Source organism: Niabella agricola (genome assembly GCF_021538615.1).
Classification (GTDB): domain Bacteria; phylum Bacteroidota; class Bacteroidia; order Chitinophagales; family Chitinophagaceae; genus Niabella; species Niabella agricola.
In genome coordinates, this window is sequence record NZ_JAJHIZ010000003.1 from 536,937 (window position 1) to 561,148 (window position 24,212).

A 24,212-nucleotide genomic window follows, 5' to 3' on the forward strand; every position below is an offset into this window, starting at 1 on the left:
TTTCTGTATTTATTTTAGCATTTACCGGTCGGACCCCCAGAATGTAATTTCTGAAAAGGACAGATTGCCTCCGTTACCGGCCCAGTTTTCGGTACACTTGATACGAATGTATCGTACCGCAGGCAGGCCAGAAGGGAAGTTAGCCTGATTTCCCAGTACCCAGGCCTGCTTATCAGCACTGGTTGCTGCGGGGTAAGCCAACCCGCTTGGTTTTATATCTTCACAACTGATCAACGGCGTCCATCCGTCCCAGCTTCCGTCAGGATTAGGGTCTGTAGCGCCCCATATCTCATATTTGTGCATATCCTTATACCAGTAGGTATAGTATTTGTTAAGCCGGAACCGGCTTAAATGGGTAACCGTTCCCAGGTCGAATGTAATCCAGGCAGGGCGCCCGTCTTTAGCTACATCTGTTTCAACATTGAGGTAATTTCCATAAGGATCGTCATAATCCGATGACCAGGAACCATCCCATGCAAACCGTATCCCGATATTCGGATAATTGGAGACCACGGCATCTCCCGGCAACCGCACCTCGCGGAACAATGATTTATCCAACATCTTTTCAAAAAGCGGCGCCAGCATCCCATACAGCGTATCGGACCTGTTGCCCCACTTATCCTGCACATATACACCGTACCTGCTTTCCCTTGCTGGCAGTCCCCGGAATGTATAGCTTACTGTTTTCTCATTGGAATAATAACTATTCAGCAAGCCGAATTCTCCCAGCGAATCGGTGCCGCATAACCCGATCATAAGATCCGTATTCACAGCATTGTTCAGCCCGATGTAAATGCCGCCAAAATCCGGGCTCAGCTGCAATGTTTTAAATGCCTCCAGGTAGGGAGGAGTCTGCGGATGTATGGTAACCAAAACAGGATCTGATTTTTTTTCGCTTTTACTTACCGACCGGAGCGACACCTGGTAACCACTGGTATCTGCCAGTCCCTCAATAACCAGTGAATTTGAATAAAAAGAGGATTTAACAACACGCTTTTGCCCGTTCTTATTCATTACTTCGGCGGCTACGTAGAGGGGAGTGCCCCCCTTGGGCAATTCGTAAGTAATCTTTGCACCTCCCGGCATATTTTGCACAACCGGATTTTCAATTTTATCCGGAACACCGGCATCTTCAAAGATCGGCGTATGTACTTCTTCACGCGAGCAACCCTGTAATGCAATACTTGCAGCAAACAGGCCTCCGAATATTATTTTTAATTTCATTTGTCTTTATTTTAGGTTCATGCTACCTCCCTTTACAATAGCTTTTTTACCATCCGGGATTCTGGACGAGATTTGTGTTTACAGTTAGGTTGTACTCCTTAACAGGCCATAGATAATCTCTTGGAGCTATAAACTTCTGGTTATGGATCACAACAGGACGATAGTACAATGCCGCCGTCTTCTGCGAGATATCCCATCCCCTTACCGGCTGGTTTTGCATTTCGACCGCCTGTTTCCACCTGCGTAAATCCCAGATGCGTTCTCCCTGGAAGCACAGTTCTATCGCCCGTTCCCGCTGAATGATCTTCCGGAGGCCTTCTTTGGTTGTAAACTTATCCGGATTAGTAGCATATTTAGTCCAGGAGGCTCTTACGCCCTCTAAACCTGCACGGGCCCTGATCCTGTCGAGATGGTCGATGGCATCATCAGCATTTCCTGTTTCATTGAGCGCCTCTGCATAGAGCAATAAAAGATCGTCCAGTTTAAACACAGGCCATGCATAGTATTGCGTTTGAAAACTCGTTTGGGTTTGCGTAAACCGCCAGTTGGTAAGATTCTTGGCCCAATAGCCTGTTACATTATATAGCTCCACACCTTCCTGTCCCTGAAGCTGTCCCTTTTTTGCCTGAACAAAAAACGTATTTTCGTCGGTACCAGAAGGGCTGCTTTGCAGGTACCATATGCCCCCGTCAAATCCCAGGTTTGCGTAAAAGCGGTTTTCACGGTTAAAATTCAGATAGGCTGTAGTATACCCTTCCTGGATATTAAACCGTTCTTCATGTACCGCAGTCCGCAGCGTATACCGCTGAGAGAAATTCCAGGTTTTATCTTCATCAATCGGCACACCATGGTCGGTATAAAACATTTCCGCCATTTTTAACGTTGGTGAAAGAAACGAAGCCAGGTAGGTATCTTTATATCTGGGATCAATATTATGCGGCATGGCGTAATTCTGCAGACTGCCGCCATTCCGGCCTGTTAATGCCCATATCGCCTCTGTATTCTTATCGGTTTCAGCAGATACACTTCCCCTGATGCTTAACTGGATGGTTGTTGTATCGGATAATTTTGTCAGGGCTCCTGTGAATTGATACAACTGAAAGCCCGCTGCATTGCAAGCCGCCACCGCTTCTTTTCCGGCCGCTGCTGCACGCTGCCATTTAGCAGCATCGTTAACCGGATTGAACAGCGCCACCCCATCTTTATCTTTAAAACCTGCATAATCAGGATTACCGTTAAATAAGGGGCTGGCTGCCATTACAAGCAACTTGGTTTTTAGAAACAGGGCTGCCGACTTTGTGGCTCTTCCGTACTCCGTTGTCCGATTTTTTATATTCAGTGGCAAATCAACCGCTGCTTCATCCAGTAAGCCCGCAACATAGTTTACACAACTGTCGAAAGGAACACGTTTTACTTTTACCTCGGCCGGTGTAGCAGCAATCGGCAGATTTTTGTCTACGATGGGAATGGGTCCGTACATACGCATCAGGTAGAAATGATAGAAGGCCTTTAAAAATTTCACTTCCCCGATCCACCGCTGCTGCTCTTCAGGGTTCAGGTCTACAATGCGCCGTCTTCCGGTTTCATCCACCATATGCTCCAGGAAAATATTGCAATCTCTTATGGCCTTAAAATAAGGTATGGCACTGTTTTCACCGTCCCAGAAATTCACATAAGGGCCCACAATATTCTGCTCGCCCATCGCAATCTTCCACGGCCAGTTATAAGAAGCATTATTGAAACTGTAAGACCATATATCATCTGAACCAAAGAATAAAATATTCAGCGGCCCCACCTCCGGCAGATAAGAATAACAGGTGGCCAGGTATTTTTCTGCTTCCTTTCTATTTTCAAAGGCATTTTCGAGCGTAGCCACATTATCCGGTACTACATCCAAAAATGATTTTTTACAACCGGTAGCACTGTATAGAAGTATGGTCAGAAACAATACCAAGGTTTTTACCGTAATGATGCCGGTTAATGAAATAAATTGATCGGTTAAACGTCTCATATAATAAAGCATTTTAAAATCCTAAATTGATTCCCACATTATATACGCGCTGCACCGGGTATCCCAGCCCGTTTCCACCCATTTCCACATCCCAAAGCCTGAACCTGGAAAATGCAAAAAGATTCAATCCGTTCAGATAAAGGCGCAGCGCATTGATTTTCCATTTCTTCAATTGTTGCATTGGCACATTGTAGCCTAATTCCACTCTTTTGATACGCAGGAACACTCCATTCCGCATCCACCAGGTAGAAGTCACCAGATTATTTCCAATGGACTGGGTAGACAGGCGCGGATAAAAGGCATAAGGATTGGGATCATTTTCGGACCAATGATCCTCGGCTATTACTTTAAGCAGGCCATTTTGCCCCACAAAAGGTTGTATGCTTCCCGGGTCTATAAAGAAAGAAGATCTTCCCGATCCCTGGGCAAAAGCGCTGATATCAAAATTTTTATAGCCAAAAGAAAAACCAGCGCCATATATGATTTCCGGAACTGTCGGATAACCGATGGGCACCATGTCCAGGTTAGTGATCTGCCCGTCTCCGTTAATATCGAGATACTTCAGATCACCGGCCATGTAGCCTCCGTAATTTTGCCTGGGTGAATTATTCACTTCATTTTGATCAATAAAATAACGATCTGCCACCAATCCCCAGGTTTGATAAAGTGAGTAGCCAATGCGGGAAAGGATCTTTTGATTTTCGGGATAATTCGGCTCTTCGTTTACCAGCATTTTGCTGGTAGCGTAGGTAAAGTTCCCTCTTACTTTCAGCCATACATCCTTACTGAAATATTTGCCATAGTCAAGCGATGCGTCCATGCCCTTTCCTTCTGCCTCGCCCACATTCGCCTGTATGGGCGCATTTAATCCCATAGAAGTAGGCACATATCCCCGGGTCATTAAAATATTGGTACGCCGTTCTTTATAAAAATCAATAATCAGATTGAGATTATTATTCCACAGACCCAGATCCATTCCGATATCGGCCTTGTAAGCTTTCTCCCACCCGATATTTTTATTTTCATAGCGCGTAACAACAATACCCGGTTTGGAATAATCCATCTGGGTTCCCCAGGTATATCCTCTTCCACCCGCGTTCATATCTACATTAGACAGGTAGAAAAAGCGATCTGAGGTATTGCCGATCTGGTCGTTTCCCACCAGCCCGTACGTTGCACGAAATTTCAGGTTGGATATCGCAGGTGTCATGAATTCCCAGAATTGCTCCCTGCTTACATTCCAGGCCAAACCGATAGACGGGAAAAAACCAAAGCGATGGTCTTTTGCAAACCGCTCAGAGCCATTGTACCCAAAATCAAACTCCATCAGGTAGCGGCGGTCATATCCGTAGGTAAACCGGCCTGAAACACCCAGGTTCCTTTGGGGAAGCGAGCCTTCGAGATTGCCGGCATTTGCATTCAGGCGATTGCCCAGGATAGACACGACCATTCCCGAAATTTCATGTTTTTCTTTTATGGTCGTATTGTAATTAACAGCCGTTTCCAGGTAGTTGTAAAGATTCACCGTTTTCCCACCCGGGTTATAATTCAGATAGCTGGTGGCGGCATCCTCATTCAGCAAGGTTAATCCATTTAGCCCTACTTCGGGATCCACATTTGCCTGGTAATAGAACGGCGTATAACTCCGGCTCAGGTCAAAGGCCGCACTACGCTGGGTATAAGCCATCAGGCGGGCGGACAAACCCTGTAGCAGGAAGTTAAGGTTTTGTTTCAGTTCAAGTTGGGCAATCAAATCCGAAGTGCTGCTTTGCTGAAACCCGGAAACTGAATTTGCAAACGGGTTTTGATACAATGCGCCCCCTGTTTTGTTATTCCCAAATAGCGGGTGCCTGACATCCGGCAGGAAGCTTTGAGGAAAATATGCCGGGAACATCACCGGGTTGGATTTCAGTATCTGGTCAAAAATGCCTCCGCCGCCTCCAATAGGCCCGTTGTAGTCACCAAATCTTCCGGTTACTCTTACAATAGCCTGGGTGGTGGGTGTCATTTTCACCGTAACGTTCGAGCGCATTTCATAATTCTTATACTGGACATTGCTGTTGAAAGAATTGGAATGGATCGTTTTCAAAACACCATTGTCAATATTGTATGTTCCTGAAATATAGTACTGTACCTTTTCTGTTCCACCGCTGGCATTCATATCGAGGCGTGTATTATTGGTATAAGGCCGGATCATTTGCTTGATCCAGTCGTTATCAGGGTACAGGTAAGGGTTATCACCAGCCGCTGTATGAGCAATTTTACTTGGTGTGTACAGGGCCGGCGATAGCGGGTCCCTGGTGGTAGCGGCTTCATTGGCCAGCTTCATGTACGTAATATTATCAGACAATTTAAAGTTTTGGGTATTAGCGGAAACCGAGTTTTCAAAACGGGCATTAAATCTCGTTTTTCCCGCATCCCCGGTTTTGGTTGTTACCAATACCACACCATTGGCACCACGGGCGCCATAAACAGATGTTGCTGTAGCGTCTTTTAAAACGGAGAAACCGGCAATATCATCTGGTTGCAGCCGCGCCAGGTCATCGGCAGAGCTCTCGCGTCCATCAATAAGGATCAACGGATCTCTTTTACCGGTTCCAAACGTTGTAATACCGCGAATGAAAAACTGGGCATTATCTCTCCCGGGCTCCCCGCTGCGCTGATAGGCAATCATACCTGCTATATTTCCTGCCAGCATGGTGGTTAAATTGCTGGTGGGGCCTTTTAGCTCCTTTGGATTGATGGTGGTTACTGCGCCTACCATGGTCGATTTCTTCTGGATACCAAAAGCCACCACGGCCACCTCCTCCATTTGATCATTTCCTAATTCCAATGTGACATTGATCTGGGCATCGCCATTAATCGCTACTTCCTTGGTTAGATAGCTTACCATCGAAAAAATGAGTTGCCCGTTCGCGGGAGCCAACAATACATAGCTGCCATTCGCATCAGTCTTTGTTGCAACCGTTGAATCATTTTTTAGAACCACACTGGCTCCCGCCAAGGGCCCCTGGGCATCCTGAACCACTCCCTTTACAGAAATCCGGTTGCCCTGGGCATAAGCCGTACCCGATATTAACAGCGGCAATAAGATCCAGATAAGGCAACGGCAAAGAATGCTTTTCTTTTCTCGTAATTTTTGTCTGATCATAGTAAAAAAAGTTAGTTCAGATTACCACAAGGGTTGTTAGCGTGGTAAGCCAATCGTTATTTCGGGCCAAAGAAAATAAATAAATTTAATATAATCAAATTTCTTTTTAAAAAAAATTATAAAGATATTTTTTACACATCGTCTCTATACCGAAAGCGCATTTAAATGCGAAAAATGCACTATTGCCGCGGGTTATAAAAGACCAGCGCGCCTATACATCCCGCCTACATTTACAAAGGGCTGCGACAGTACAGGCATTCAATTTTTCTTAAAAAAGAAAAAGTTTTTAAATTTTTTTATTAATTAGCCATATTTGCAGCATTATAACGAACAGGGTCCGGCATGCAGCCCATAACAGGGGGTCAGCAGCCGGATACAAACCACCCCATATGAACAGATATATCCTTTTAATCAGTATCACGGTTGCCCTCGGTGGGCTGCTTTTTGGTTTTGACACGGCCGTAATTTCAGGAACGCTTACCGATCTTGAACGGGTTTTTCATCTGGACGAAGCCGCACTGGGATGGGTAGTAAGTTCCGCGCTGGTAGGCTGTGTGATCGGCGCATTGTTTGTGGGGAATCTTGCTGACCGGTTTGGCCGAAAACCACTACTGCTGCTCTCCGCTCTTTTTTTCCTGATCTGTGCTATTGGTTCCGGCCGGGCTCAAAGCGCCCAGGTGCTGGTGTTGTTCCGGATTATCGGAGGTATTGCCGTAGGTATGGCCTCGGTGATCTGCCCTATTTATATTTCAGAAATCGCTCCCGCAAAAGAAAGAGGGCGGCTTACAATGATGCAACAGATTGCCATTGTTATCGGGATCCTGCTGGCCTTTGCCTCTAACTGGATCATTGCAAATACCGGACTTGCCAGGAATGTATTTCACACAAACGCGGATAATTACTGGCGGCTAATGTTTGAAGCACAACTTATACCTGCCATTGTTTTCTTTATAGGGCTCCTGCTGGTGCCCGAAAGTCCCCGCTGGTTGCTTACCCGGAATAACGAAACAAAGGCGGTACGTACGCTCCGGTTATTTTACAGCGAAGACGAAGTAGCCGCCGTATTACAACATATAAAGATACATATTAGCGCTGCCGATGCACCAAAAACAAACTGGAAAGAAGTCTTTGCACTCAAAAACCGGAAACGCCTGCTGATCGGTATAACGTTTGCAGGCATTGCGCAGCTTACCGGCATCAATATTATCTTTTACTATGCGCCCAAAATATTTGAGCAAACGCAAACCGGAAGCAGCGTTCTTTTTCAAACCGTGCTTACCGGCATCATTAACCTGGTATTTACATTGCTGGCGCTTTTCTTTATTGACAAACTGGGGCGGAAAAAACTAATGCTTTTTGGTTCGCTGGCAATGGCTGTTTCTATGGCGGTACTAAGCATCATTTTTTACAGGAATACCCTGGACAATTACTTCGTGCTATTCCTTATTTTACTCTACATCGCGTTCTTTGCCGTGTCCTGGGGTGCCACCATTTGGGTCTATATTGCGGAAATTTTCCCTAACAGCATCCGTGGTACGGCCAGTTCTATTGCCACTTTTGCCAACTGGGGCATGAATTTCCTTGTTTCCCTTACCTTTCCCATGCTGTTGTCGCGGCTTGGTGGTGCGGGCACTTTCGGACTGTATGCACTATTTAATTTTATTTCGTTCCTATTTGTTTATAGATTTATCTTTGAAACAAAGGGGGTCTCTCTTGAAGAAATTGAATCCATCCATGTTTGACCCTTTGCATTTGCCGCCCGGTGCATATACAGAGAAATCTTGATAACGAAACGGGTATGGTATCCGGCGCAAAACCACGGGCAGCATTGTTTCCTTAGTGCCGGTGCTTATCATTTGAAAGATACCGGAGACCGATTAAAGTTCACAATTCGTTTTAAAACGCATCCATAAAAGAAACAGACACAACCCATGGCTAAGAAGAAAAAGGAATATGATTTTTTTTCAGATGACTTATCAACCGGAGTTGCTTATAAAAACAAGTCGCGAAAAAGAAAGATCATCAATTATCTGGATAAAAACGGGGAAGCCATTATTGCAGAGCTGGCCCAGGCCATCAACATCAGCACACCTAAAACAACCAGCCTCATCAACGAGCTGATTGAAGAAGGGCTGATCAGTGACTATGGCAAGGTAGATTCAACCGGAGGGCGGCCCGCCAGTATTTATGGACTTGTCGCCGACTCCTGTTTCTTTATCGGCATTGATGTAAAGCAATACTATGTAAACATCGGTCTGCTCGATTTTCAGAAGAACCTCCGCAAGGTGAATATGAAAACCCCATTCCTGCTCGAAAACAATGAGGCGTCGCTGAACACCCTGATTAAACTGATCAAGGATTTTATCAAAACCGCAAATGTAGATAAACATAAAATCCTGTCACTTTGCGTAAACCTTGGCGGGCGCATCAACACCAATAGTGGCGCCAGTTATAGCTATTTTCATTTTAATGAGCACCCCCTGAGCGCCGTGCTTGAAAAGCAGCTGGGCATTAAAAGCTTTATTGAGAACGATTCCCGGGCCATGGCTTACGGTGAGTTCCATAAAGGCATTGTCAAAAATGAAAAGAATGTACTGTATATGAACCTCGATTATGGGCTTGGATTGGGCATTATGATCGAAGGCCAGGTATATTACGGAAAATCGGGATTTAGCGGCGAAATCGGTCATATCCCGTTCTTTAATAATGAGATCATGTGCCATTGCGGTAAAAAGGGATGCCTGGAAACAGAAGCATCCGGGACCGCATTATTGCGACTGTTTAAAGAAAAAACGGAACAGGGCGTTAAATCCAGTATTGGTGCTAAAAAGGATATCCGGCTCAATGATATCATCGACGCTGCTAAAAATGAAGATATGCTCTCTATTGACCTCCTGGCGGACATTGGGGAAAAAATCGGCAGGGGTATTGCGGTCCTGATCAATATCCTCAACTCCGAAATGGTGATCCTGGGTGGTACGCTGGCAACCACGGGTGATTATATTTATCTTCCTGTTAAAACAGCCCTTAATAAATACTCGCTAAATCTTGTAAGCCAGGACACAAAACTGGTATTGTCAGAGTTGGGTGAGAAAGCGGGCCTGATTGGCGGTTGCCTTATTGCGCGGAACAAGCTGTTGTTGTGAGTTATCAGACGTCAGATATCAGCTATCAGAAATAGCTGAAGGCTGGTCCCACTGATTGTTGAAAGCCGGAATCTCAACTCTCAAATCCCGATTTGCCCCCTATCACACAATTTGCTTCCGGCTTGCTTTTTCCGCGGATGCCATGACCTCACCGATACGGATCTGTGCGCCATTTTTCTGCCTGCTGATCTCGGCGGCTTCCATAAAGGCGATGGCCCCGATCGTTTGTTCCCTGGGTACCGGCGATTTGCCGGTTTTAAAAAAATCGATAATTGCGGGTACCAGCGGTGCGTAATCAGTAAAATCCCCCAGCGAGGCACGCTGGCCTTTATCTCCATAGGCATAGCCGCCAAAGCTCCAGGAATTATTACGTAACCCTCTTAGTGTTCCGATCCGCTGGTTATCCCAGGTACCCACCACCATGTCTGACGTTAGCGTATACGTTCTAGTAACCGCCCTGCAATCTGCCCCCAACATTGTATACAACATTTCCACACCATGCACCCCATACCAGAAAAGGTCGGGATGGGTAGGCTCCACCGGCGTGGGGCAAAACACATCGGCGCCGATCACCGTTCCGATCTTCCCCTGAACTACCTCTTGAACGGAAGGGATATACCGAAGCGTTGACGAAGAAAAAATGGGTACATGGTATTTTTCAGCAGCACGGTAAATGGAAAGCGTATCTTTCAGCGTTGCAGCAATGGGCTTATCGATAAACATCGGTTTTCCTGCTCTGAAAACGGGAAGCGCCTGTTCCAGATGTAACCTTCCATCGTTGGTCTCCAGCATCACCAGGTCAACCAGCGGCAGCAATTCACCGATGGTATTTACAATCAATACGCCCTGCGCTTTTATCGCTTCTGTATTCCGGGGAATCATGTCTATGCTGGACCTGATATCCCTACTGCCTCTTGGAGTAGCGGCAACAATCTTAAATCCACCCAGTTCCTCCGGAGCATCGGAGGCATTTAGCAAACGAGCAAATGCTGGCCCGTGTTCGGTATCCAGGCCAATCACCCCGATCCTTTTTCCTGCGGGCGTTTCTTCCTGCAGCCGCGGTGGCGTTACCGAATGACCTTTAAACCCCAGTGCAATTCCTGCTCCGGCCAATGTTGCCTGCTTTATAAAAGAGCGCCGGCTACCTGTATGATCCATGCTATATGCTTTTTATTCCTGAATAAAATGTATCTACTCCTGGCATTCCGTTGTTACACAAATGCTTTATCCCCGGCTTTAAAAGGAATATCGCCGCTAAATTTACCGGGCACCGGTACATACCTCAATGCTTTTGTAGCGCCGGCCTCCGACGTAAAATACCCGGTAATGATCAATCCTTTTATGGTTGCATAATAATGCCTGGGCGGGTCTTCCGGCTTCGCGGGTTTATACGTTGCGGCCTGCTCATCGAGTAACAAAATCATCCTCTGTTTCTCAGGATCCGGAAGCTGTTCAAAGGACTTGCCTGCTTTCAGACGGATCGTTTTCCGGAGCCGGGTTATGCCCGCTAAAAAGAAGTCCTGATCCTTTTTATGAAAACAGTCGGTCACGATGGTTTGAATATAGTCGCCCACCCTGGCTGCAGCAGCCCCAGGCGTCCCGGGAGTTGGGGGCAATAACACATCGCCAACCTGGTCCAACAGCTCTATGTCTTCTGTTTTTAAAATGCCCGGGCTCCGCTCCGGTTCGTTGCAACCGGTAAGCACCCCGGAAAATTCTAAAGCAGTGCCGCCTGCGAGTAAGCTCAATAATGAAATCGCTTTTCTTCTGCGCATCCGATTTATGATTTTAAAGGTTTCCTTTTTTCAATTCTTCTACTGCATGATATGCGGCTCTTGCGGTAATGGCCATAAAGGTTAATGAGGGGTTCTGTGTGCTGGTAGATACCATACAGGCGCCATCGGTAACAAATACATTCGGACAATGATGCAACTGGTTCCATTTATTCAGCAAAGAGGTTGCCGGGTCCTTACCCATGCGCACACCTCCTACTTCATGAATATCCAGCCCCGGTGCCTGTTTGGTGTCTGTTACCGTGATGTTCTTTGCGCCGGCCGTCTCCAGCATCTCAGCCCCGGTATTTAAAAAATCCTTTAGTAACCGCTCGTCATTTTCATCATAATCCACGGACGTGATCAATTGCGGTATACCCCAGGGATCTGTCTGATCCTTACTAAGTCGTACATGATTGCTTTCCTTCGGGATGGTTTCCCCCTGCATCATCATAAATACCCCCCAGCCGCCGGGATCTGCTATAGCAGACTTAAAGTTGCTACCGGCCTGGGCTCCCGGAACCGTATGCCCCCAGCCACTGCGTGCGGCGCTGAAAAACACCATATACCCTCTCTGAAAATCGGTTTCCTGGCGGCGTACATTCCGGAAATTCGGCATCATTACTGCACAGGGCCTTTTCCCGGAATAATAACTGTCTTCCATTCCTTCCAGGGATGCGCTTAGATTACCTCGGTAATTGTGAAAGGCGATATACTTACCCAGTAACCCATTATCATTTCCCAAACCATTAGGAAATCTTCTGGAAACAGAGTTCAGCAGGATCAGGTTGGTACTTAACGTGGAGGCATTTATAAAAATAATTTTTGCAAAATATTCCGTTATTTTTTTTGTATGTACGTCAATGACCCGAACGCCGGTTGCCTTCCCTTTGATGTCATCATAAATAACGGAATGTACAATCGAATCTGGTTTTAACGTAAGGTTACCTGTTTTTTGAGCCCAGGGAAGCGTAGAGGAATTGGAACTGAAGTATCCGCCATAGGGACATCCCCGCTGACACAGGTGCCGGGCCTGGCATTGCATCCGTCCCTGGTTTCTGTGTATTTGTTGAGGAGCAGTCAGGTGAGCACAACGGCCAATGATCACATTCCGGTCGCGGTACCGGGCTTCAATTTTCAAACGCATGGACCGTTCAGCCCGGTTCATTTCCCAGGGCGGCAGAAACTCGCCGTCCGGAAGCGTATCCAGCCCATCCCGGTTACCACTGATGCCGGCAAACAACTCTACATAGCTGTACCAGGGCGCCAACTCCTCATAAGTAAAGGGCCATTCTACCGCAAAACCGTCCCTGCCGGGGCCTTCAAAATCGTAACGGCTCCATCGCTGCGTTTGCCGTGCCCACATCAACGACTTACCGCCTACCTGATCCGGCCGGATCCAGTCAAAAGGCTTTTCCTGAATATACGGCTGATCCTTGTCTTTCAGAAAAAAATGTGCCGCCGTTTCATCATAAGCATAACAACGAGCCGCAATGGGATTTTCTTCGAGTACTTTCAGCGGAAGCCGTCCCCGGTGCGGAAATTCCCAGGGAGCTTTCATGGCCGTTGGATAATCCTTTATATGTTTTACATCTTTTCCCCGGTCCAATAGCAGGGTCCTGATTCCTTTATCACAAAGCTCCTTTGCGGCCCATCCACCGCTGATGCCCGAGCCTACTACAATGGCATCAAAAACATGTTCCGGATGCTGATCGCTCATTACAATCGTTTTAACTGTTTTAACGGTATGCCCGACAAACAACCTGCACGAACAGGTGTTAAATAAATAATTTCTAAAACTGCTCTAAGTTAATGATCATTTTTAAAAATACCAGAATTGCCGGTAGATGCGCCCACAGGGGAAGAAGCGATCTTCTCCAGCGTTTTCCAGCATTGATACAAACCTCGGGGTATATGAAAGCAACCTTTCCATTTTCCGCCCTTCAGTGTCAGCAGCACTTCGCCGCGCCTGCTCAAATACCCGAACCATTCCGGGTACTCCTGATCCTTAAAATGTTTCCAGGTATAATCGTGTATTTTTTTAAACCAGTTCAGGCATTTTTCAGACCCGGTGAGCTGATAGCCTTTTAACAGCGATATCAGGGTTTCCATATGTACCCACCACAATTTCTGATCCCATTCCAATTGCTGCAACGGGTGCCCCAACCAGTCCTTGTAATAAAAGATGCCCCCGTATTGCCGGTCCCATCCATATTCGATCATCCGTATTGTAATATCTACCGCTTTCGCTATCAGCTCCGGACGGCCCAGCCGTTCGCCCAGGTCCATAATAAACCACATGGCTTCAATTGCATGCCCGGGATTTACCAGCCGGCCTTCAAATGTATCGGATAAACTCTCTGTTTCCGCGTCCACGTTCTCCACTATGATTCCCAGTTCGGGCCGGTAAAAAATCTCCATAATTTCATGAATACAGATCTCCGCTGTTTTCAGCAGAAATCCCTCATCCAGCAGGTGCTCGATCTCCAGTGCCAGGTTACACAGGATCATTGGCAATGCAAAATTTTTCAAGTTACGGGTACCCGGATAGGCCTTGCTCCATTGACCTTTGGGGGCATCGACCTTTAAAAGGATTAGATTAAAGGTCTTTTTTGCGATCCGGGCATATTCCGGATCTCCGGTTGCAAGACTTAGCTGGCCAAAAGCCATTGCTGCAAAAGTATAAGAGAAGATGTTATAAGGCGCTACCAGTGGTTTTCCCTCCCTTGTTAGCGAAAAATACCAGTTATACTCCCCATCATGACCATATTTTTTCAGGAACTCACCGCCATGAACCGCCGCTTCCAGCCACTCTTTTTTTTTCTCCACATTGTTGTATAACATAGAGAACATCCATACTTCACGTCCCTGCAACCAGATGAATTTATCGGTATCAAAAACACCGCCATCCCTTTCCAGGCAGGTAAAATACCCGCCCCGTTCCCTGTCAAGAGAATGTTCCAACCAAAACGGCAGTACATTATTTAACAACTCATCTTTATACCGGGTTGCCAGCATCTCAAAATCCATTCGCTGTTCTTTTTTGGGTTCTTGTTTGTATTCCCTGAAATCCGCAGTCCGGAACCGGAAATGAAGCCTGTAATCAGTAACAGAAAAATACCGGCGGGCGGCTTCCATACACTGCAATCGGATTATGGCCTTGACCAACAAATTTAGCAATATTTTTACTTACAAATACATTCTTTTTAAAATAAATTAATAAGTAGCTTCAACAAGCTTTTCCCGGACAGTTCAGGATTATGCGCTGATTTCTGCTTTATTATACCGGTTCCGGTAATCCTGCGGCGACAACCCGGTGATTTTTTTGAATACCTCCCGGAATGCTTTGTCATCGGCATAGCCTACATCGCTCATAATTTCAAAGATGGATTTGCGGCCCCGCTCCAGTTCTTTTTTTGCTGCTTCAACTTTTACGCGCTGCAGGTACTCCACCGGGGTATTGCCGGTTGCTTTTATAAAACGCCGGTCAAAATTGCGCCGGCTGATGGCCAGTTGCACCGCTAATTTTTCAAAAGAAATCCGGGTATCGAGGTGCTCTTCTATATAGGCTTGTGCGTGCTGAACCACCTCATCCTTGTGCTCTTTTTGCACCTGGAAGATCATAAACGGAGATTGCGTAGTTCGTTCCACATCAATTTGAAAAACTTTCGCGCAAAGGATGGCAATGGAGCGGTCGAACAGTTTTTCTACCAGGTACAGCATCAGGTTCAGGAAGGAATAGGCCCCGCCATTGGTATAAATGCCGTTTTCGTCCGTAATGATCTTACCGGTGGCAATGGGCACCCGCGGAAACATGCGTTCAAACTCTTCCTTCTTATTCCAGTGTATGGAGCAGGCCCGGTTGTTGAGCAGGCCGGTAGCCGCCAGCAGGAAACCGCCGGAGCACATGCTGCCCACCTCGGCCCCGCACCGGTATTGCAGCCGGATCCACTCCAGCAGCTCCTGGTTCTGCTGCACAGCTTCCTCATAACCGCCCAGCACGGCCGGTATCAGGATGAGGTCCGTATTCCGGATCTTCCGGATATCCACCGGCCGTATGGCCAGGTACCCGTTATGGCTTTTTACCTCCGGCACAAAACCGGCGATCTCCACCGTTAATAAAGACGGGTGTCCCGCCTGCTTTGCATACTCGTTGGCCCTGCACAGGATATCATAGGCCCCCCCGATGGTATTTACGTTAACCCGGCAATCCGGCACCACAATGGTTACATGCTTCATGTGTCTGTTTTTTTGCTTTAACAGCCTTCCCGGTCCCTGCCTGGCCCGGCAAACACACGGTTTAAAAAATGGCTTTTACAAAGGTATTAAAGATGACTGTCCAAATAGCCCCGCATTAAAGTCCATTTTACACAGCCTGAATATCCCATTTAGCCAATAGTTTTGTTTTCTGCTCAGCGCAGATATGGCAACAGCAATGCCAGCAGCATGAGCCTCGTTTTTTAACCTAAATAAAGAAACAATGGAACAAAACAATTTTACCACCACCATTCACGTGACCGCCACGCCGGGGCAGGTCTTTGAAGCCGTTACCAATGTACGCGGCTGGTGGAGCCAGGAGCTTGAGGGCGGTACCGCACAGCTCAACGATGTATTCCTTTACCACTACAAAGATGTACATATCTGTAAAATACAGCTCATCGAAGTAGTGCCCAACAAACGGGTTGTTTGGCTGGTGCTGGACAACTATTTCAATTTCATCAGCGATCAAAACGAGTGGAAAGGTACTAACGTAATCTTTGATATTAACACCGCTGACGACAGTACCCGGTTGCAGTTTACCCACCAGGGTCTGGTACCGGCGGACGAATGTTATCCCATTTGCCACGATGCCTGGACCAATTATATCCAAAACAGCCTGTACCAGCTCATCACTACCGGCAAGGGCGCCCCCAACCCCAGGGAAGGTGGTTTTAACGAGGAGCTCCTCCAAAAATGGAACCTGCAACCAGCATAAACCTGTTTTTTATTCACCTTATTAATACAATCAATGTATGAATGACCGTAATTTTTCTGTTTCTATTGTAACGGATCAAACACCGGAAATGGTCTTTAATGCTGTAAACAATGTGCGCGGATGGTGGACGGAAAACCTCGATGGAGCAACACTTCAAAAAAACGATGTTTTTGAAGTACGTTTTGGTGATGTGCATTATTCCCGGCAGCAGCTAACAGAGGTAATTCCTAATAAAAAAGTGGTATGGCTGGTTACCGACAGCCGGCTTAATTTCCTGAAGGATCAGTCAGAATGGAATGATACGCAGATCCGCTTTGAGATCTCGGAAGAAGAAGGCCGTACGAGACTTGATTTCACCCACGAGGGCCTGGGTCCAGATGTGGAATGCTACGGTGCCTGCTCTAATGCCTGGTCAGACTTTGTACTCAACAGCCTGCAAAACCTGATCACCAGTGGCCATGGGAGCCCTGCTCCAAAAAAAGATGCCGGTTAAGCAATGTCCTCAGCTCCCGGCGAGGAAAAGCCTGGGCCGGTAGCTGCTGTTATAGATAAAAAGTATGGAACCTTCTTTGATCGTTTCGATAATCGGCTGGCTGAGTTCAACGGGTACTGCCGGGCATCCAAAGCTTCTGCCCAGGTACCCCAACTCCTGAATGCTTTCCTGGCTTACATAACGGGCGCCGTGCAGCACAATGGCGCGTTGCATGGCCCGGTCGTTCAAGCCCGGCTCCAGTCCTTTTAATTTCAGTGAATACCCATTCCCCCCGTAATAAGGCTCATCCGTAAGATAAAAGCCCAGGCTACTTTTATTAGAAGACAGGGTATTACTGAAGGAAGTGGCTACCAGGGTGCCGGACTTCCGTCCATGTGCAGCCCAGGTATTAAAGAGCAGCTTATAATTTTTAACATCCAGGATATACATCCGTTTATTTACACTGGGCTGGTCGAAATCGACGATCGTAATCACCGAATCATTCAGCACTTTGCCTTCCTCCTTTAGTTCCTCCAGGCCTTCCAGGGCATACGTAAATGCTTTCTCGGAGAGCCCTTTCAGATCCAGGTGCAGGCTGTCATAAATCAACTGGTGACTGTTGACCGTTAAACCAAACGTCATCCGGTACATGGGCACAGAACTGATCTCCGCCGACACCGGGAGCATGGCAGGTGCACGCCATGAAATATTTGTCACAGCAACAATTAAAATTACCAGCGGTACTATTTTTTTTGCAATAAAAACCCTCATCATTAAAAAATACTTTTTTTAATTCCTCAAAAAATCCAGACGTAAGGTTTAAATGATCCCAATGCATCATATGGCGACGAAGCACTCAGGTCCGACGGTGATCGGATCGGCTGTAAATAAAAGCAATCAACCAAGCAGCGGTGTCTGCTTTTCTTCACAAACCAGCGCAAAATTAGGGTAGAAAAAGGGTTTTTCTGTTAGCAAAAACCTAAATGAAATATTTAATATAATTAAATTCATATATATCTGCTACTCAATACCCAAAACTTCTTTTGCCAGGCGGATCATCTGAGACTCCCCGGTATGCTTGCCCTTCTCATCGGAGAGTTTTACGGTGGGCACCCACCTTTTGTTATCAAACTGAACAGCTGTTAGTTTCATAACGATATTCATGGGCTTTAACCCTACATCATTGGTAAGATTAGTGCCGATACCGAAGGAGATGCCGATTTTTCCCTTGGTGGCATGCGTGATCTCTGCAACGCGTTCGGTATTTAATCCATCAGAAAAGATAATAAATTTATACGCCGGGTTTATGCCCAGGCTCCGGTAGTGAGCGATCACTTTTTCCGCATATGCAATGGGATCGCCACTGTCGTGCCGCACGCCGTCGAAAAGCTTGGCAAATTTCTTGTCAAACTGTTCGAAGAATACCTCATTGGTATAGGTGTCAGAAAGGGCTACGCCCAGGTCGCCCCGGTATACATCCGTCCAGTGTTCCAGGCTTAGGGCATTGGCCATGGTAAACCCGTATTTCGCTGCATGAAACATAAACCATTCATGCGCATGCGTTCCAATGGGTTTTGTTTTTGAACGCATCGCGAGGTGTACATTGCTGGTGCCTACAAAATTTTTGCCGCCATGTTTGGAAAGCGTATCCACCACCAGTTGCTGTACTTCAAATGAATGCCTGCGCCGGGTACCAAATTCGGCAACGGGCACGTCCAGCTCCTTGTAGATGCTTGTTTTTTCAATGGTGTTGCTGATCACCTGTCCGTCGTCGGTACGTTGCTGTTCTGTAAGTTTATAGTACAGTTCGCTGATCAGAAAAAGCAGGGGTACTTCCCAGAGAATGGTCCGGAACCAATGTCCTTCCACCGAAACCTCCAGTTGTCCTCCCTGTTGAGCAATGCGTACTTCCGAGGGATCATACCGGTATCCGGCCAGCAGGTCAAGATAGGCGGCATTCAGGTAAGGACAGTTCAATGCCAGGTACCGGTGCTCTTCTTTTGTAAGCTGTAAAGCTGCCATTGAAGCTACCTGTGCTTTTAATGCATCGCCAAAACCTTCCGGAAATACATGCGCGCCCCGGTTGATAAAGGTATACCGGGCCTTTACGTCCGGGAACAATTGCATTACTGCACACTGCATCGTGAACTTGTAAAAATCATTGTCGAGGATCGACGGGGAAGGGAAAAGTGTTTCAGTGTTCATTTATCAAACCTACATAAAATTTTGTTTATAGGGGATGGGTAATCAGCAATCAGCGTTCAGCATTCAGCATTGCTTCCCTGAAGCCAAAGATTTGCTGATTTAGTACCAAGTTCAACTGTACTCAAAAAAAATATTGCAGAAAAGACGCCGAAGGCATTATCAGTGTCACTAGTCATACCCGGCCGTGATCCGTGGCATCTATAAGAATCGCTTAAAGGAAATAATATTCATTAGCTTTTATCATTTAGCGTTGAGAGAACTGGGGGCTAAAGGTCGGGAACCAAATGTTCCCAGCTCAAAAATATCCCGGCCCGGATACGCGATATCTGCTTTTTACCGTTCTTTGCAACATGGCAATACAAGTAGGAATTATCATGGGCAGCGACAGTGATTTACCGGTGATGGAGCCGGCCGCCGCCGTTTTAAAGGCATTGGGCATCGATTATGAAGTTACCGTTGTATCTGCGCACCGTACCCCCCTGCGTATGATCCGTTATGCCCAAGGCGCAAAGGAACGGGGATTGAAAGTGATCATTGCCGGCGCCGGCGGGGCCGCGCACCTGCCCGGAATGGTAGCCTCCGTTACGGCGCTTCCTGTGATCGGTGTTCCGGTAAAATCGAGCAATTCAATTGATGGATGGGATTCGGTATTGAGTATTTTACAAATGCCTAACGGAGTGCCTGTTGCCACCGTGGCCCTTAACGCCGCTAAAAATGCCGGCATTCTTGCCGCACAGATCATCGGGGCTGCCGATGATGCCGTTTACCAAAAGATGGCTGCTTATAAACAGGAAATGGAAGCGGAAGTGCTGCAGAAAGTGGAGCGGTTAAAAGAATCGGGACAGCCAAATGCTTTTGATTCCTGAAGACTGAGCTTTCAGACTTTAGCAGTGCGCCATTAGCATTTTGGAACGCTACAACGCTTCCAGTACCACAAACTCCTGCTCCAGGCCCAATGAATGTTGATACAGCGTATCGATCAATGCCCGGCCGTATTGCGCGTAAAACGGGATAAAGTTTTCGATGCGCTCCTGCAGATTGTTTAAAGGAAATAACTGCGCTTTTAATTTTGTTACCTGGTTCATAGCGTCCTGGTGGTTTCTTTTTTCAGCGCGGAGCATCTTCTTGCCCAGCTCGGTGATCCGTTTTGTGGTGTGTGTTTCCAATGCAGTAATATGCTGCAGCAGCGTACCATCAACGGGTGCGGCCTGTGCCTTCAGGTTTGAATAAAGATGCCGGATATTGTCCAGGGCGGCTGTTACATCCAGCTTTTGCCCGGAATGCACCCGTATCCAGTCGTTTTTAAGATCATGCGGCGACTGAAACAACTGCAGGGGCCGATACCCCAGCTTTTGCACCAATGCAGCCTGCTTCCGGTTAATGAGCAAAAACGAATTCCGCAATACCAGCAGCGGATACGGCACTCCATAGTATTCAAATATCTTTTTTAGCTGGATCCAATAGGCCAGCTCCCCTCCCCCGCCTACGAACAAAAGATTGGGCAGGATCATTTCCTGGAATACCGGGCGCAGGATCACATTCGGACTGAACCGTTCGGGGTGTTCATCAACTTCTTTTATCATCTCCGCTTGGGAAAAAGAATGGGCTGTGTCTACCACGTTCCATCGATCACCGGAACGTTCAATCCGGTGACGCCCCTGGTCAGTCAGATAGAACAGGTTGATCTCCCGGCTATGAGCCTGCACCTTATAGCCGGCTGCCGTTAATTGCGCAGCAGTTGTTTCTACCATTGCTGCAGAACGGCCGTTTTGCAATTCATCTTTAAACAATCCTGCTGCAATGGACTTTAATTCCGCATTGTCGGGTATTACTACGATCAGGCCATAACCGGCAAACAGAAAGTGTACAAAGGCAAAAGTGGCCTCCTGTATGGAAACACCAGGCTGATAACAGCTTCGCAGCGCATGGGCAATTTCACTGCCGTAAGGCAATACTCCAATTTGTGCTTCAATTCCATTGATCAGTTCCAGCAGCGCTTTATCTACCTTCATCCTTCCTACTGCACCGGTCTGGTCTGTATCCCAAACCCGCTTCTGCCCATCTACAAAAAAATGCCCCAATTCATCCAAATCGGCATCCTCGCTTCCCATATAATAAACCGGCACAAAATCATATTCGGGATATAATTTTTTGCTTTGCGCTGCAAGCTGGATGGCATGCAGGATCTTATAAATAAAATACAACGGCCCGGTAAAAATATTGGGCTGGTGCGCGGTTACCGTGGTAAATGTGGTCTCTTTTTCCAGCAGGGCAAGGTGGGCATTCACCTGATCTGAAGCCGGAACAGAGCGGTATTGATGGCGCAATGCACGCACCAGCAGTGCCCGGTTGGTTGCCACCGCCTTCCTCCGTCCAATGGCATCCCCAATGGCTGCTGCCGAAGGAAATTCCCCATAAAAAGGTTTCAGTTGGGCGTCTTCATTTAAATAGTCTAATACCAGTTTGCCAAAGAAACCGGTTTCTGCGTAAGAAAGATGTTGGGTCTTACAGTCCATACATTGATATTGCAATCCAAAATGAAAATACAATAACATTTTTAAACTGAAATAGTTTTATTTTTAGCCAATGATCATCTTAATACAATGTATGGACCAGGTGGGTCTGGTAGCTGCCATTTCAAAAGTGATGGCGGATGCGGATCTTAATATCATCTCTATGCGGGAATATGTAAATGTGGAAGCAAACCGCTTTTACCTCCGCCTGGAGATAACGGCCGGCGATATTGATGCTTCGTATGTGGAGACGCGGCTGTTAAAAGTGCTACCTGCCAACAGTTCTATTTTCATTCATACGGCCGTGAAAAAAAAGGTAGCGGTGCTGGTTACAAAAGAGTATCATTGCCTGGGAGATATCCTGCTCCGGAATTATTTCAATACATTGGACGCCTCCGTGGAATGCGTGATCGGCAATCATGAAACGCTGCGTTCACTGACCGATAAGTTTGACATTCCGTTTCATTATGTTGATCACCGTGACCATTCAAAAGAGGCTTTTGAAGCGGCACTGTCGGCAGTATTGAACAATTACCAGTTCGACTACATCATCCTTGCGAAATTTATGCGCATTCTTTCTTCCGGATTTGTGGCAGCCTACCCGCACCGAATCATTAATATCCATCATTCATTTTTGCCGGCCTTTGTAGGTGCCAGTCCTTACCGGCAGGCCCACGAGCGGGGCGTAAAACTGATCGGCGCAACGGCCCATTTTGTTACGGATGTACTGGACGAGGGCCCCATTATTGCACAGCAGATCATTCCTGTGAATCATACGCATTCTGTAAAAGATATGGTAACGCTCGGAAAAGAGATTGAGGAATCGGTGCTGGCAAAGGCACTGCAACTGGTACTGCAGGACCGGGTGATTGTGGATGGGAATAAAACCGTGGTGTTTGAGAATTAAGCCAGGGCTTGGCAGGTGTTTTCCTGCTGATCCGCTCACAGATGTTATTTGCTCACGGATTGCACGGATGTACACGGAATCTTCAGGTTCGGGTTCTTAACCAGCCGTCTGTACGAATCTGTGTAATTTGTGAGAACATGCTATGCCGCTTTTCCTGCTGACCGTACAGATTATTGACGTTGATCTTCGCCGGTTTTTCGTTGATGCTGTATCTGCGCTATCTACGGGAGCATCACGGCAGGTCTGTTCTCTAAAGACCTGCTGCCTCTAAATAAAAAATCCCGCTTTGAAAGCGGGATCTATATCATTAAATGAGGGCAACTTTATCAAACGCCTTTTTTACGGGTAATCATCCCGTAGATCCACAATAAAAGCACCGCTCCTAAAATGGCAAAAGCAAATCCCTTGAATGACCAGTTCCCGTCAATCGGAATGCCCAGCACCTGTGTACCGATCCATCCGCCTACAAAGGCTCCGGCTATGCCGATGATAATGGTCACGATCCAACCGCCGGGATCTTTACCGGGGTGTAAGGCTTTAGCAATAGCACCTGCTATCAATCCAAAAATGATCCAAGATAAGATACCCATAGTTTTTTTGTTTTAACAAGGTGAAATAAAGTTTTCGTCCTTTAAAGTTAATATAAAAAAACATGCCAAAAAAACAATTTACCGTTAAGGAAGGCGGTCGTTATCAACCGGTTATTCACCAGCAATCCGGCTTATTTTCCCGGCCTGCATCATAAAATCGGCCAGTGCTATGGCGGTAACCGCTTCTACAATTACCGGGGCCCTGAGGGCTACACAAAGATCGTGGCGCCCCTTTACGGAAAAGTCTTCCATCTGTCCGGTTTCCCAATTCAGGCTGTGCTGGGGTTTGGGTGTGGATGCCGTTGGTTTTATAGCGATGCGAAACACCAGTTCATTGCCATTGGTAATACCGCCTACAATGCCCCCAGCATGATTAGTGGTGGTTTTGCCTTCATTATTTTCAATGGGATCGTTGTGTTGTGAGCCAAACATTTTTGCGGCTGCAAAACCGGCTCCGAATTCCACGCCTTTCACCGCAGGAATGGTAAACAGAAGATGAGCCAGCACCGACTCTACGGAGTCAAAATAAGGTTCTCCCAGTCCTATCGGCAGTCCATTTACACGGCATTCAATCAATCCGCCCACCGAATCTTTGGCCTCAATCGCCTTCTGCAAACCGCTTTCCGGATCTGGATCCCCTCCTATTTCAATGATCTTTGCTTCAATGGAAACTTCCCGGAGCAGTTTCTTGGCAATGACTCCGGCGGCCACCAATCCTGTTGTCAGCCGCGCGCTGAAATGCCCGCCTCCACGATAGTCCTCAAATCCGCCAAATTTTTTATGGGCTACAAAATCTGCATGTCCCGGGCGGGGGAAACTTCTTAGTTTTTCGTAATCGCCGCTGCGCGTGTTTTTATTTTCAAAATAGATCATGACCGGAAAGCCCGTGGTTTTCCCGTTGAATACGCCGCTTTTAAAAAGCGGGATATCGTCCTCTTTCCGGGGCGTAGCCCCCTTTTGGTTTCCGCCTTTCCGGCGTTCCATATCCGGCAGAAAATCCTCCACCGGTATATCCAGTCCTGCGGGAATACCATCCACTACCACACCCACACATTCACCGTGTGACTCCCCAAAGATCTGAACCCTGAATAATTGTCCGAATGCGTTCATTGTTATGAGATTTGAGATTCGAGATTCGAGATTCGAGATTTGAGCGCACTACTATTAGCCATCAACGATTAACGGTGCGTCATTTTCCCTACCTGCTACTCTCTATTGACTATTGCCTATTCACCATTTCTTATTG

At 46.9% G+C, this 24,212-nt stretch carries 19 protein-coding genes; 6 read left to right on the plus strand and 13 right to left on the minus strand.

The genetic code is table 11. The features are described 5' to 3' along the window. Window positions 1-21: 21 nt before the first annotated feature. From LL912_RS07745 to LL912_RS07755, 3 genes are read right to left on the minus strand one after another with little or no spacing between them, the layout of a single operon-like run. Window positions 22-1,224: a DUF5000 domain-containing lipoprotein gene (locus LL912_RS07745; RefSeq protein WP_235553008.1), complete on the minus strand. Its 1,203-nt coding sequence runs from the start codon at window positions 1,222-1,224 to the stop codon at window positions 22-24. Between the two features lie 46 nt (window positions 1,225-1,270). Further along, window positions 1,271-3,235 (minus strand): RagB/SusD family nutrient uptake outer membrane protein, encoded by a 1,965-nt coding sequence (locus LL912_RS07750; protein ID WP_235553009.1) that lies wholly within the window; start codon window positions 3,233-3,235, stop codon window positions 1,271-1,273. Between the two features lie 13 nt (window positions 3,236-3,248). Further along, a complete protein-coding gene (locus LL912_RS07755) occupies window positions 3,249-6,386 on the minus strand; it encodes a SusC/RagA family TonB-linked outer membrane protein (protein WP_235553010.1) in 3,138 nt (1,045 codons plus the stop codon). A gap of 389 nt (window positions 6,387-6,775) precedes the next feature. Here LL912_RS07755 and LL912_RS07760 point away from each other — a divergent pair, with 389 nt between their 5' ends. After that, the gene (locus LL912_RS07760; RefSeq protein WP_235553011.1) at window positions 6,776-8,128 is read left to right on the plus strand and encodes a sugar porter family MFS transporter; all 1,353 of its coding nucleotides are present in this window, start codon (window positions 6,776-6,778) and stop codon (window positions 8,126-8,128) included. A 189-nt stretch (window positions 8,129-8,317) separates the two neighbouring features. Continuing rightward, window positions 8,318-9,532: an ROK family transcriptional regulator gene (locus LL912_RS07765; RefSeq protein ID WP_235553012.1), complete on the plus strand. Its 1,215-nt coding sequence runs from the start codon at window positions 8,318-8,320 to the stop codon at window positions 9,530-9,532. A 102-nt stretch (window positions 9,533-9,634) separates the two neighbouring features. On the opposite strand, the gene LL912_RS07770 is transcribed toward LL912_RS07765, so the two are convergent. The 5 genes from LL912_RS07770 to LL912_RS07790 form a co-directional block, all read right to left on the minus strand. Further along, window positions 9,635-10,690 carry a Gfo/Idh/MocA family protein gene (locus LL912_RS07770; RefSeq protein ID WP_235553013.1) on the minus strand — a complete coding sequence of 352 codons (1,056 nt, stop codon included), beginning with the start codon at window positions 10,688-10,690 and terminating at the stop codon, window positions 9,635-9,637. Window positions 10,691-10,743: 53 nt separating this feature from the next. Next, window positions 10,744-11,307, minus strand: a complete 564-nt coding sequence (locus LL912_RS07775) for a gluconate 2-dehydrogenase subunit 3 family protein (RefSeq protein ID WP_235553014.1) — start codon at window positions 11,305-11,307, stop codon at window positions 10,744-10,746. Window positions 11,308-11,320: 13 nt separating this feature from the next. After that, on the minus strand, window positions 11,321-13,024 hold the full coding sequence (locus LL912_RS07780) for a GMC oxidoreductase (RefSeq protein WP_235553015.1): 1,704 nt from the start codon (window positions 13,022-13,024) through the stop codon (window positions 11,321-11,323). Between the two features lie 89 nt (window positions 13,025-13,113). Then, on the minus strand, window positions 13,114-14,334 hold the full coding sequence (locus tag LL912_RS07785; protein WP_235553016.1) for an AGE family epimerase/isomerase: 1,221 nt from the start codon (window positions 14,332-14,334) through the stop codon (window positions 13,114-13,116). A gap of 228 nt (window positions 14,335-14,562) precedes the next feature. Then, the gene (locus tag LL912_RS07790; protein WP_235553017.1) at window positions 14,563-15,543 is read right to left on the minus strand and encodes a GlxA family transcriptional regulator; all 981 of its coding nucleotides are present in this window, start codon (window positions 15,541-15,543) and stop codon (window positions 14,563-14,565) included. 241 nt (window positions 15,544-15,784) lie between these two features. Between LL912_RS07790 and LL912_RS07795 the strand changes: the two genes are divergently transcribed. Together LL912_RS07795 and LL912_RS07800 are read left to right on the plus strand one after the other, a co-directional pair. Next, window positions 15,785-16,279, plus strand: a complete 495-nt coding sequence (locus tag LL912_RS07795) for an SRPBCC family protein (protein WP_235553018.1) — start codon at window positions 15,785-15,787, stop codon at window positions 16,277-16,279. Window positions 16,280-16,316: 37 nt separating this feature from the next. After that, on the plus strand, window positions 16,317-16,772 hold the full coding sequence (locus LL912_RS07800; RefSeq protein ID WP_235553019.1) for an SRPBCC family protein: 456 nt from the start codon (window positions 16,317-16,319) through the stop codon (window positions 16,770-16,772). Between the two features lie 9 nt (window positions 16,773-16,781). Here LL912_RS07800 and LL912_RS07805 read toward each other — a convergent pair whose 3' ends face one another. Both LL912_RS07805 and pncB read right to left on the minus strand, forming a co-directional pair. Further along, on the minus strand, window positions 16,782-17,468 hold the full coding sequence (locus LL912_RS07805) for a murein L,D-transpeptidase catalytic domain family protein (RefSeq protein WP_235553020.1): 687 nt from the start codon (window positions 17,466-17,468) through the stop codon (window positions 16,782-16,784). A 303-nt stretch (window positions 17,469-17,771) separates the two neighbouring features. Beyond that, on the minus strand, window positions 17,772-18,956 hold the full coding sequence (pncB, locus tag LL912_RS07810; RefSeq protein ID WP_235553021.1) for a nicotinate phosphoribosyltransferase: 1,185 nt from the start codon (window positions 18,954-18,956) through the stop codon (window positions 17,772-17,774). A 350-nt stretch (window positions 18,957-19,306) separates the two neighbouring features. Here pncB and purE point away from each other — a divergent pair, with 350 nt between their 5' ends. Further along, window positions 19,307-19,822 (plus strand): 5-(carboxyamino)imidazole ribonucleotide mutase, encoded by a 516-nt coding sequence (purE, locus tag LL912_RS07815; RefSeq protein WP_235553022.1) that lies wholly within the window; start codon window positions 19,307-19,309, stop codon window positions 19,820-19,822. A 48-nt stretch (window positions 19,823-19,870) separates the two neighbouring features. On the opposite strand, the gene bshC is transcribed toward purE, so the two are convergent. Beyond that, the gene (gene bshC / locus LL912_RS07820; protein WP_235553023.1) at window positions 19,871-21,472 is read right to left on the minus strand and encodes a bacillithiol biosynthesis cysteine-adding enzyme BshC; all 1,602 of its coding nucleotides are present in this window, start codon (window positions 21,470-21,472) and stop codon (window positions 19,871-19,873) included. Between the two features lie 70 nt (window positions 21,473-21,542). On the opposite strand from bshC, the gene purU reads away from it, so the two are divergent. After that, entirely contained in the window at window positions 21,543-22,376 is an 834-nt protein-coding gene (purU, locus tag LL912_RS07825; RefSeq protein ID WP_235553024.1) for a formyltetrahydrofolate deformylase, read from the plus strand. 326 nt (window positions 22,377-22,702) lie between these two features. Here the strand turns inward: purU and LL912_RS07830 are convergent, their stop codons facing one another. After that, window positions 22,703-22,966, minus strand: a complete 264-nt coding sequence (locus LL912_RS07830; RefSeq protein WP_235553025.1) for a GlsB/YeaQ/YmgE family stress response membrane protein — start codon at window positions 22,964-22,966, stop codon at window positions 22,703-22,705. Window positions 22,967-23,077: 111 nt separating this feature from the next. Then, the gene (locus LL912_RS07835) at window positions 23,078-24,076 is read right to left on the minus strand and encodes a chorismate synthase (RefSeq protein ID WP_235553026.1); all 999 of its coding nucleotides are present in this window, start codon (window positions 24,074-24,076) and stop codon (window positions 23,078-23,080) included. Window positions 24,077-24,212 lie beyond the last annotated feature (136 nt).

What these genes read in the sequence shown, in the direction of transcription:
- LL912_RS07795 (WP_235553018.1), top strand. Translation starts at nt 15,785, where the DNA reads ATGGAACAAAACAATTTTACCACCACCATTCACGTGACCGCCACGCCG.
- LL912_RS07755 (WP_235553010.1), bottom strand. Translation starts at nt 6,386, where the DNA reads ATGATCAGACAAAAATTACGAGAAAAGAAAAGCATTCTTTGCCGTTGC.
- purU (WP_235553024.1), top strand. Translation starts at nt 21,543, where the DNA reads ATGATCATCTTAATACAATGTATGGACCAGGTGGGTCTGGTAGCTGCC.
- LL912_RS07760 (WP_235553011.1), top strand. Translation starts at nt 6,776, where the DNA reads ATGAACAGATATATCCTTTTAATCAGTATCACGGTTGCCCTCGGTGGG.
- purE (WP_235553022.1), top strand. Translation starts at nt 19,307, where the DNA reads ATGGCAATACAAGTAGGAATTATCATGGGCAGCGACAGTGATTTACCG.
- LL912_RS07765 (WP_235553012.1), top strand. Translation starts at nt 8,318, where the DNA reads ATGGCTAAGAAGAAAAAGGAATATGATTTTTTTTCAGATGACTTATCA.
- LL912_RS07835 (WP_235553026.1), bottom strand. Translation starts at nt 24,076, where the DNA reads ATGAACGCATTCGGACAATTATTCAGGGTTCAGATCTTTGGGGAGTCA.
- LL912_RS07790 (WP_235553017.1), bottom strand. Translation starts at nt 15,543, where the DNA reads ATGAAGCATGTAACCATTGTGGTGCCGGATTGCCGGGTTAACGTAAAT.
- LL912_RS07775 (WP_235553014.1), bottom strand. Translation starts at nt 11,307, where the DNA reads ATGCGCAGAAGAAAAGCGATTTCATTATTGAGCTTACTCGCAGGCGGC.
- LL912_RS07770 (WP_235553013.1), bottom strand. Translation starts at nt 10,690, where the DNA reads ATGGATCATACAGGTAGCCGGCGCTCTTTTATAAAGCAGGCAACATTG.
- LL912_RS07745 (WP_235553008.1), bottom strand. Translation starts at nt 1,224, where the DNA reads ATGAAATTAAAAATAATATTCGGAGGCCTGTTTGCTGCAAGTATTGCA.
- pncB (WP_235553021.1), bottom strand. Translation starts at nt 18,956, where the DNA reads ATGAACACTGAAACACTTTTCCCTTCCCCGTCGATCCTCGACAATGAT.
- LL912_RS07750 (WP_235553009.1), bottom strand. Translation starts at nt 3,235, where the DNA reads ATGAGACGTTTAACCGATCAATTTATTTCATTAACCGGCATCATTACG.
- LL912_RS07800 (WP_235553019.1), top strand. Translation starts at nt 16,317, where the DNA reads ATGAATGACCGTAATTTTTCTGTTTCTATTGTAACGGATCAAACACCG.
- LL912_RS07830 (WP_235553025.1), bottom strand. Translation starts at nt 22,966, where the DNA reads ATGGGTATCTTATCTTGGATCATTTTTGGATTGATAGCAGGTGCTATT.
- bshC (WP_235553023.1), bottom strand. Translation starts at nt 21,472, where the DNA reads ATGGACTGTAAGACCCAACATCTTTCTTACGCAGAAACCGGTTTCTTT.
- LL912_RS07780 (WP_235553015.1), bottom strand. Translation starts at nt 13,024, where the DNA reads ATGAGCGATCAGCATCCGGAACATGTTTTTGATGCCATTGTAGTAGGC.
- LL912_RS07785 (WP_235553016.1), bottom strand. Translation starts at nt 14,334, where the DNA reads ATGGATTTTGAGATGCTGGCAACCCGGTATAAAGATGAGTTGTTAAAT.